Origin of the sequence: Streptococcus cristatus (assembly GCF_003944225.1) — a bacterium.
GTDB lineage: Bacteria > Bacillota > Bacilli > Lactobacillales > Streptococcaceae > Streptococcus > Streptococcus cristatus_K.
Map to the genome: position 1 here is coordinate 1 of NZ_RJPN01000017.1, position 9,751 is coordinate 9,751.

9 protein-coding genes and 1 pseudogene are annotated in these 9,751 nt (G+C 41.0%); 3 read left to right on the forward strand and 7 right to left on the reverse strand.

Features of this window, described 5'->3' with window-relative positions; translation table 11 throughout:
- Positions 1-1,082, reverse strand: a 1,082-nt coding sequence (locus tag D8797_RS09920) for an ABC transporter permease (protein ID WP_185780868.1), incomplete at its 3' end; no start/stop codon positions are given.
- A gap of 550 nt (positions 1,083-1,632) precedes the next feature.
- Between D8797_RS09920 and D8797_RS09925 the strand changes: the two genes are divergently transcribed.
- Positions 1,633-1,776: a helix-turn-helix domain-containing protein gene (locus D8797_RS09925; RefSeq protein ID WP_125380514.1), complete on the forward strand. Its 144-nt coding sequence runs from the start codon at positions 1,633-1,635 to the stop codon at positions 1,774-1,776.
- 123 nt (positions 1,777-1,899) lie between these two features.
- Positions 1,900-2,330, forward strand: a pseudogene (locus tag D8797_RS09930) (TIGR01741 family protein).
- Positions 2,331-2,491: 161 nt separating this feature from the next.
- On the opposite strand, the gene D8797_RS09935 reads toward D8797_RS09930, so the two are convergent.
- From D8797_RS09935 to D8797_RS10570, 6 genes are all read right to left on the reverse strand, one after another.
- On the reverse strand, positions 2,492-3,244 hold the full coding sequence (locus D8797_RS09935; protein ID WP_185780869.1) for a DUF6261 family protein: 753 nt from the start codon (positions 3,242-3,244) through the stop codon (positions 2,492-2,494).
- A gap of 551 nt (positions 3,245-3,795) precedes the next feature.
- On the reverse strand, positions 3,796-4,641 hold the full coding sequence (locus D8797_RS09945) for an aldo/keto reductase (protein WP_125380516.1): 846 nt from the start codon (positions 4,639-4,641) through the stop codon (positions 3,796-3,798).
- Positions 4,642-4,652: 11 nt separating this feature from the next.
- The gene (locus D8797_RS09950; RefSeq protein WP_125380517.1) at positions 4,653-4,841 is read right to left on the reverse strand and encodes a hypothetical protein; all 189 of its coding nucleotides are present in this window, start codon (positions 4,839-4,841) and stop codon (positions 4,653-4,655) included.
- A 217-nt stretch (positions 4,842-5,058) separates the two neighbouring features.
- Positions 5,059-6,225 carry an N-acetylglucosamine-6-phosphate deacetylase gene (nagA, locus tag D8797_RS09955; RefSeq protein WP_125380518.1) on the reverse strand — a complete coding sequence of 389 codons (1,167 nt, stop codon included), beginning with the start codon at positions 6,223-6,225 and terminating at the stop codon, positions 5,059-5,061.
- Positions 6,226-6,523: 298 nt separating this feature from the next.
- Entirely contained in the window at positions 6,524-8,155 is a 1,632-nt protein-coding gene (locus D8797_RS09965) for a Na/Pi cotransporter family protein (protein WP_125380519.1), read from the reverse strand.
- A gap of 380 nt (positions 8,156-8,535) precedes the next feature.
- Positions 8,536-9,075, reverse strand: a complete 540-nt coding sequence (locus D8797_RS10570; RefSeq protein WP_279539042.1) for an LPXTG cell wall anchor domain-containing protein — start codon at positions 9,073-9,075, stop codon at positions 8,536-8,538.
- Between the two features lie 100 nt (positions 9,076-9,175).
- On the opposite strand from D8797_RS10570, the gene D8797_RS10575 reads away from it, so the two are divergent.
- Positions 9,176-9,751, forward strand: a 576-nt coding sequence (locus D8797_RS10575; RefSeq protein WP_446677495.1) for a hypothetical protein, incomplete at its 3' end; no start/stop codon positions are given.

Sequence of the window (9,751 nt, forward strand, 5' to 3'; positions counted from 1 at the left end):
CCACTAATAGTTTTAATGTTGCTAATTTCTTGGGCACTATTTATTTTATCAAGTAGTAAGCTTCGTAAGCTTTTGTTTGAATTTAAAAAAACATGGCCAATTGTACAAGCAATTTGTAAACCAATTGAAAAGATTATAGTAAATATAATATACGAGATAGGAATATTGCCGTTACTAAACTTTCCAACACTTCCTGTAAATACATACACTATTGGCTGCCTAAAAAATAAACCAACATACACGCCTAGAATACTACCACTCAAACCGTATATGATATTTTCAAGCAATAACATTCTGATTACTTTACCTTTAGTTGCCCCTAAACTTCTAAAAATCCCGAATGTGTATGAACGCTTTTCTAATAATACTTTTGAATTAGATATAATGATGTATATGTTAAGAAGAATAACAATGAATAGTATTACTAATAAAATTGTACGAATCATTGTTACATTATTTCTTATTTCGGCATTACTTACAAGATTCTGTACTACAAAATTTTCGTTATTATTTTTAATATTTTTTTCTACTTTGGTTATGTCATTGTCATTATTTACATTCAGTAATACTGCTGAATTCTGATTACTATTTAAGTTTGTCAATTCCCTTAAGCGTTCAATATCTAAAATAATCAACGGAAAATTTGAACTAATCTTCATTAATCCCTCATTAGCAACAATTGAAGTAAGTTTTAGTTCGAACTGATTCTTTCCATCTGACAACTTAATAGAATCCCCTACATTTAATCCATAGTAATTTGCAGTTTCACTACTCATGACAACACTATTCTTATCTAGTTTTGTATCTGACGTAATTAAAGATTCTGCAACCAAACTATCTATATCTGTTCCTAATAATTTAAAATACGAGTTTTCGACCTTTTTGTTTTCGACCGTGTAATATACAATATCGATCCTTTCACTAACCATTTCTGTTGGATAGGTAATACTTGAAAAATAAGGTTCTTTTCCCTTGATAAGGATATCAAAATCTTGATAAGTTTCCTTATGTATATTTTTATATTGTTGAAGAACATCTTGATTGATTGTAAAATTCAATAATAAAACCATCGCAGAAATCATTATGGACATCGTTATCAATAATGAACGTGCACCACTACTTTTTATAGATCTTAATACATATATCAACAAATCTTTTTTCCTCCTTCTATATGTAAGTTCTTGTTCATTATCTCTATTATTTTATTTTCATAATCATGTATAAAAAAATGAGATCTAGGAAACTTCAAAAAACACATGGTTCTCTAGTATAACTTTTCCATTCATCTATTTTTTCCTGAGTTTCTGAATAGATTACTATAAATTTGAAACTAAATAATATACTATTGCATTGTCCAGTTATTTTAGCACATAATTAATGTCATTTTATTATAGGGATAAATATATCTAATAATTTTATTTAAACAATCGTATGATATAAAGCATTATCTTATCAATATCTGAGGTACTCCATTCTATATAATAAATATTAATCAAAGAAACTCCTTCTACCTAAATTTAATGCCTTCTAAATAATTATAACACAACCTAAAAAAAAAAGTAAAAGCTGATGTTAGTATGAGTTCATGGACACGTTTTGGTAGAATAGTATCTAACCAAAGGAGATATCCAAATGAGCCAAAAATATACCCATGAGTTCAAAGAAACCATTGTTCAATTGTATAAAGCAGGTCAGTCTGTTTCAGATCTAGTCATGGAGTACGAGATTGCCAATCAAACGATTTACAAGCGGAAACAGCTTTATGTAAATTTGTAAAGTCTGAGTCCGAAAATATATCCCTTCATAATCTCCAACAAATACGTAAAGAAATAGCTAAAATGAAAGAGCAAAACGAGGTCTTAAAAAGAACCTCAACGATCTTTGTGAAGAATTAATTATATGATTCCAGTTGAGTGGGATAATCTTTATATCAATTTTGAAGTAGATAGAACTTTAAGTGGAGAAATTTATTTCTTCTTTAAATACAATGGAAAGTACCATTATTTCTTTTATATTCCTCAAGAATTTGGTATCTCTAAATCGGAATTTTCTGACGAATATCGTTTACTATTTAAAAAAGCTCAGGAATTAAAAAAAGTCTTCATGGATAATGAATTGAGCGATTGGTCAGCAGGGTTGATTCATTTGGATGAAAATAACAAGCTATCAGTGAACTTTGATTATGCCCCATGGCTTGAAAGTGACTTTGGACCAAATGCTAGAACTTCTTTTTCCAATATAAATACTTGGGCAAGCAACCTGACAACGAAAAAGAACTAGAACAGTTCAAGGCTATGGAAGCCTTCCAGCAGGAACATAATGAAAAATAATCATAGCTAATCAAAAAGTCACCCTAAAGCTGATTTTAAATATACTAATAGATATTTTATATTTTAAAAGCTACAATTTGTACTACTTCTATATTCTCAAAAGCCATACCACAAGATCACCAAAAATCCCCCTCAGAATCTTCCTTCTAAGGGGGGCTTCTTTATGCTGACTTTTCTCCTGCCTCTTCCGTTTTTGTTTTCTTACTCGAACCAACCAAACGGCGCTTGCTGTCTCGGATTGTATTGAGGTCTTTGAGGAGTTTGGTCAGGTGGGCTCTCTCTGGATAGGCTTCTGCGACGGCTGCTGTGTAGCGCATAAAGAGGTCGTAGGTACGGGAGATTTCGTTGCGTAGCTGTTTGGTTTTACCGACTTCCTTGGCTGACTTGGCTGCACGCGCTTCTGCTTCTCCTTTATCATAGTCCGCTTGAGCCGCTATCACAGCCGTCAGCATAGGGAAAAGGCCTAGACTCGTCACAGCTCCCTGATAGGGCTCTTCCTGCAATGTTTTGAGCAGGCTCTTAATCTCAGCTGTTGCGACAGCATTGGTATGCTTGGTGATATCCTTATATTTTTTAAAGACTGGCAGCAAGACTTCATAGGCTTCTTTCAAGTCTCTATCTTTGATTTTGGCAAAGCCCTTATGCAAGGTAAACAGACCAACCAGAGCGTTATCTCGCTCCTTGTCTAGTTCTACGAGACTCATAGAGTCTTTCTTTTCCACATTGGCCAATTGAGCCTGAAACTGCTCTAGCTTGCTATGAAAGCCCTCTAGGTGCTTACTGTACATATCCTCATCTCTATAGAAACTCGTAAAAATCGTGAGTACCTGATAGGAGTCAACCATTAGACTCTCAAACTCACGGTGGGTCAGATTGCTATAAGACAAGGGGCGAATGGTGTAAGTAGTGTTCATCATAAAACCTCTCCAATATTTTTGATAAAGCAAGTATAGCATGTAGAGATGAAGCTTGGGGCCTCTTGCCCTAAAATGTCATTTTTTATCCCTGAAAGGGGCATTTTTTCAAAAAACGATGTTTCTTGCCAGCTCCTCTTCTTCCCTTTTAAAAGAATAAGACACAAAATCGCCCCTCATCTGCCACTTGTTTTTGACGACAAATGACCGAGGGGCGACGGATCTTATAAATAGCAATGGAAAGAGCCTTCTAGGCCTAGATTGCAAAGATTCTATAGGGAAAATAACCAGTCGAGACCTAAGTTGCCATGATTCTATAGGAAAAGTGACCGGCCGAGGCCTAGATTACCATGAATCTATAGGAAAAGTGACCAGCCGAGGCCTAGGTTGCCATGATTCTATAGGAAAAGTAGCCAGCCGAGGCCTAGATTGCCACGAAACTATAGGAAAAGTGACCGGCCGAGGCCTAGGTCACTACAAAACATCATTAAATACTAATAACTAGTACAGAGAGTAGCTTGATTTCAACTCAGCTGATACCTATCAGGCGCTTAAAAATCCATCCCATCTGGATTAGGTGCTCCGCCTTCCAAACCGCTGATATTTTTAAGAATTTCGAGGTCAGCAGGACTCAGTTCGATGTCAAAGCAATCCAGATTGCTAGCAATCCGACTCGGAGTGACTGACTTAGGCAGGGGTAGGAAGCCTTCTTGTAGGCTCCAAGCGAGAGCGATTTGGGCAATAGTCTTGCCATACTTATCTGCTATCGCCTGCACAGCTGAATTTTGGAAGAGTTCGCCCTGGCCAAATGGTCCCCAAGCTTCAAGTAGGATATCATGGGCACGGCAGAAGTCCACCGCCTCTGTCTGATAGACGCCTGGCGCTAGGCGGATTTGATTGACAGCTGGTGTAACGCGCGCTGTTTCCAGCAGAGCCTCTAGATGGTGAGGCAGGAAATTGCTGACTCCGATCGCTCGGATCTTACCAGCTTGGTAGAGGTCTTCCATAGCCCGCCAAACTTCTGCATTGCGCGTTTGCCAAGCTCCATCTTCTCGTAAAGGCTTAGGATTTGGCCAGTGGATGAGGTAGAGATCCAGATAATCCAGCCCCAATCGCTCCATAGAGCTGTCAAAGGCTTCCATGGCCTCTTCATAAGTGTGCTTGCTATTCCAGAGCTTGGTGGTGATGAAGAGCTCTTCACGCGGAATGCCGCTGTCTTTAATTGCTCGACCGACACTCTCCTCATTCTTGTAGATAGCTGCCGTATCAATGTGGCGATAGCCAGCCTTAAGAGCGGCCAAGACTGACTGATAAGCCTCTTCTCCGTCCTGAGCCTTCCAAGTACCAAAGCCCAAGACTGGAATCTTGACGCCATTGTTAAGAGTATAATTTTGCATATCTGTTCTCCTTATTCTTTCTTTCTTTTGGCCAATTTTGGCTTAAAGATATTTTCCTTGGTTGGAGCCATGCCTCGGCTGAAAAAGCTGTAAATGATAAAGGCCAGCCCAGCAATAAATATCAAGAAACGATGCAGTAGCAATCCAAAGAAGAGGAACACCAAGCCCATTCCCATAAATTTATAATCAATCTTTTTCATCCTGTCCTCCTCGTCTGTGATAACACTATTATAACATCTTCTCTTTCATTGAGAAAGCCCTACCATCTGTTAAGAAAAATTTCTCAGAGACTTTCTAGTTGCGCCAACCATTCTAGCTTTGCCCAAGTCCCTCTAGCAAATCCTAGAGAAAAGTCAGTAACTCCACATTAAAAAGGATAGGTTACCCCATCCTTTCTAAAAATATAAGGAGACTCAATTAAAGAACACTGGAGGCAGCTTCAAAGCGCTTTTCACCATCCAGATAAGTAGCTACCAGCTCTAAATCTTTATCTAAGACGATAAAGTCAGCATCGTAGCCTTCCTTGATCTGTCCGCAGACATCATCAATATGGACTGATTTTGCTGGGATAAGACTGGCCATCATGACTGCTTGGTGAGGATTTGCAATGCCCCACTCAACCACATTTTTCAGGCCGTCTTTGAGCTGCAGGATTGATCCTGCTAGGTTACCAGTCGATTTGAGACGAGCTGTGCCATTGGCTACCACCACTGGAAATTCTCCCAGCATATAGTCGCCGTCTTCCAGCCCACCTGCAGTCATACAGTCTGTGATGAGGGCTACATGTTCATGACCCTTTTGCTTGAGCAAAATATCACAGGCCTTGGGATCCACGTGGTGACCATCACAAATCAACTCTGCATAAGTGTGAGGCAGCTCGTACATAGCCCCAACCATACCTAGTTCACGGTGGGTCAAGCCCCGCATACCATTGTAGGCATGTACCCAAACACTGGCTCCTGCTTCCACTGCTGCCTTAGCTTCGTCATAGGTCGCATTAGAGTGCCCCAAAGCGACTGTCACACCTTCATCAGTGATGGTGCGGACAAATTCCTCTACGCCCTCGCGCTCAGGTGCCAAAGCAATTTTATTTAGCAGGCCATTGGCTGCCTTTTGCCAAGCACGAAATTCATCCATACGAGGATCCTTCATGTAGGCTGGGTTTTGGGCACCCTTGTACTTTTCAGTGAAGTAAGGCCCTTCAAAGTAGAGACCGCGAATCTTGGCACCACTTGCTTCTTGATAGCGCGCACCAATATTCTCCGTCACAGCTAGGAGTTGCTCGTAAGATGATGTCAGCGTTGTCGGCAAGAAACTGGTCACCCCAGTCGTCAAAAGCCCTTCACTCATGGTATGGAGGGTACCTTCGATGTTATTGTCCATGACATCGACCCCACCAAAACCATGGATATGGGTGTCCACTAGACCCGGTGCGACAGAGTAGCCTGTGTAATCCACCACTTCCGCATCCGCAGGGACTTCCTGTACTAATTTTCCAAATTTTCCATCAGTCACTTCCAAAAATCCACCCTTGCGAATCCCTTGAGGATAGAAGAACTGATCGGCTTTTATATATTTAGGCATCTGACTGCCTCCTCTTGTTCTATTTCTATTGACTCTATTATAACGCTTTCTATTTTATTTGTAAATGGTCTATACCTCTTTTTTAGAAAAATTTATTATATTATGTAAAGCAAGAAAAGAGAGTGGGACAGAAATCGGTAATTCGTTAGAATTCGATTTCGTCGTCCCACCTCCGCACAGTTGAGTAGGGCTGTAAAAGGTGATGAAATCAGCGTAGTAGAGCCCACTCAACCACTGCGTCTTGCTCGACAATCCAAAGACAATTGAGAGGCTAGGACTTTTGTCCCAGCCTCCTGTTTTAAATTTGTTCCATTTGTACTTTCTCAGCCAAATTCATGGCGTGGTCAGCAACTCTGGTATAGTGGGAAATAATATCGATGAAGTTGACCCCAGCCTGAGGCGTACATTCTCCCTTGTTGAGACGGGCAATGTGAGTCTTGCGCAAGCTGCGTTCTAGCTTGTCAATAGCTGCATGCTTGGCTTCTAAAGTGTTGGCCAATTCCACATCATTTGTTTCCACAGAAGTCAAAGCTTCTTTGATAAAGTCCAAGGTCAGTTGATAAATGTTTTCCAACTCTGCCAAGGCAGCTGGTGAAAATTCCACTTTCTTGCGGTGCAAGTAGTCTGTCAAATTCAGCAAAGCTTCTGAGTGATCACCAATTCTCTCCAAATCACGGCTAGAGTCCAGAATGCTGGTCAAGACTTCACTCTCTTTTGGATTGAGCTGTTGACCAGATAGGACAATCAGATAGCGAGTCAATTCATCATCAATAGCGTTGATGGCTTCCTCAGTCTTATGACCCTTCTCAGCGGATTTTTCTTCGTAATTAATAATATAATCATAGGCCAATTCGAAAGATTTAGCCGCATAGCCACCCAAGTTAAGGAGTTCCTTTTTAGCATTTCCCAAAGCCAGTGATGGCGCTTGGTCAATCAAAATCGTATCAAGGTAAAGAGATTCGTATTTAACAGTTTCATCTTCACCCGGAATCAACTTGGTAACCAAATATGCTAAAAAGCCAATAAAAGGAAACTGGATAATGGTATTGGTAATATTAAAAGTTCCGTGGGCAAAGGCAATGGTCATTTCTGGTGACAAGTGCAAGGCTGTCTCAAACCACTGAATCAGCGATGTAAAAGGCAACAAGAAAATCATGCAGATGATTGTCCCCAACACGTTAAAGGCCACATGGGCTCCAGCAACACGCTTGGCTGCGATATTAGCGCCCAAGGAAGCGATGATCGCTGTAATCGTCGTTCCGATATTGTCACCAAAGAGGACAGGCAAGGCTCCATGCAAATCAATGAGATTACTGGCATAGAGATTTTGTAGAATACCAATAGTCGCTGATGATGCCTGGATGAGCAAGGTCAAACCCGTTCCGACAAAGACACCTAAGACTGGATTTTTACTCAGCTGAACCATGTAGTCGCGAAAGACTTGCAGATCTTTTAGTGGCTCCATGGCTCCACTCATGAGATTGAGGGCAAAAAAGATCCCGCCAACACCAAAGAAGATGCGCCCGATATTGTTAACAGAGCGATTTTTTGTGAAAAAGAGGCAAACCGCACCGATAAAGAGCAAAGGAAGTGCATAATCACCCAACTTAAAACCAATGATGAAGGAAGTCACGGTCGTACCAATATTGGCCCCCATGACAATCCCGATAGCCTGACGCAGGGTCAACAGCCCCGCACTAACCAGACCAACTGTGATTACCGTCACACCTGAACTAGACTGGATCAGGGCTGTCATCCCAATCCCAACTAGCACACCTAAAAAAGGATTGCTCGTGTATTTATCAATGAAATAGCGCAGACGGTCTCCCGCTGCCTGCTGCAAGCCGTCTCCCATCATACGAATACTGTATAGGAACAGCCCCAAGCCTCCTAAAAAGCTAAATATAATTTCTTGCCAATTAATGGACATTTCTTTTCCTCCGAAAAATAAATAGCGGATAATCTCCTATACTATTTTAAAACATCCAGCCTAATCTCACAAGCCTTTTCTAAAAAAGAATTGAATTATTTTTGCTCATTTTGAAACTTTTATTTTCTTCATACTCAAGAGCAAACTAGAGTAGGCGGCAAGGCCCTCTCACTACAAGAAAAGACAAGTAGACAGAACTAAATTTCAATATTTTTAGCTTGGTTCATCGCTTTCTAGTCTCAGGCTTAAAAGATAAAAATTATCTCAGCACAACTTACATTCTATACGTGCAAAAAGCAAAAATCCCAGATAGCTATAGGCTATCTGGGATTTGCGTTCCATCGCTAAAGTGCTGGTATCATTTTAGCTAGGTCTTAAGATTAGTCTTCCAAGTTCACATCAGATGTTGATTCTTTTTTCTTTTTGTTCTTAAGAAAGGCTGATGCCAACGTTGCTATTCCTAATCCAAGCGCTGCTAATGGATTATTGGCAGTTCCTGTATTTGGCAAAGCTTTAGTGTTTGGAGTAACCTTGACTTTTTCTGGTTGTGCAGGCTGTGGCTTAGGTGCTTGAGAGTGATTTGTCGCACTAGATACAGATGCACTTTCAGACAGACTAGTAGAGATACTTGCGCTATCACTCAGTGACACACTTGCGGATGTGCTCAATGAAGCAGAAACACTCATGCTCAAGTAGGCACTTGCTGAAAGTGAATCGTCGGCGATGGCATGACTGGCACTGATTGAACCTGAAATGCTTGCACTTGTACTCAATGAAGTAGAGATAGACTGACTATCACTTACAGAAGCTGAAGTACTTGCACTTACAGACGCGAGGTAGCTTGGCAGGTTAAACTCTGGCTTAGACTCGCTGGTTGGATCACCCTTACTATAGCTGAATGAGTTTGACTCTTGTGACACACTTGTACTCAAGCTGCTTGAAAGGCTATCGCTAAGTGATGTAGAGGTACTTACACTTACGCTTGCTGAATCTGACGCACTGACTGAAGCCGATACGCTGGTGCTTAAGCTTGCGCTTGCTGATATAGATTCGCTTACGCTCAGTGATGCCAAATCATTTTCACTTGCAAGAGCAGACGCGCTAGCGCTCAATGATACTGAAGTGCTCTCGCTTGTTGAGACTGATTGGCTACTGCTTACAGGAGACGAGGCACTCTCGCTTGCTGAGATTGAAGCACTGAGGCTTGTACTCAAACTTGTGCTTGTTGAATCTGAGGCACTGATCGAAGCACTTAGACTCGTGCTCAAACTTGCGCTTGCTGAATCTGAGGCACTGATCGAAGCACTGAGGCTTGTACTCAAGCTGGTGCTTGCTGAATCTGAAGCACTAATTGAGGCACTTAGGCTTGTACTCAAGCTGGTGCTTGCTGAATCTGAGGCACTGAGTGAAGCACTTAGACTTGTGCTCAAACTTGTACTTACTGAGTCTGATGCACTGATTGATGCACTGAGGCTTGTGCTCAAGCTGGTGCTCGCTGAATCTGAGGCACTGATTGATGCACTGAGGCTTGTGCTCAAACTTGTACTTACTGAATCTGAGGCACTGAGGCTTGTACTCAAGCTGGTGCTTGCTGAA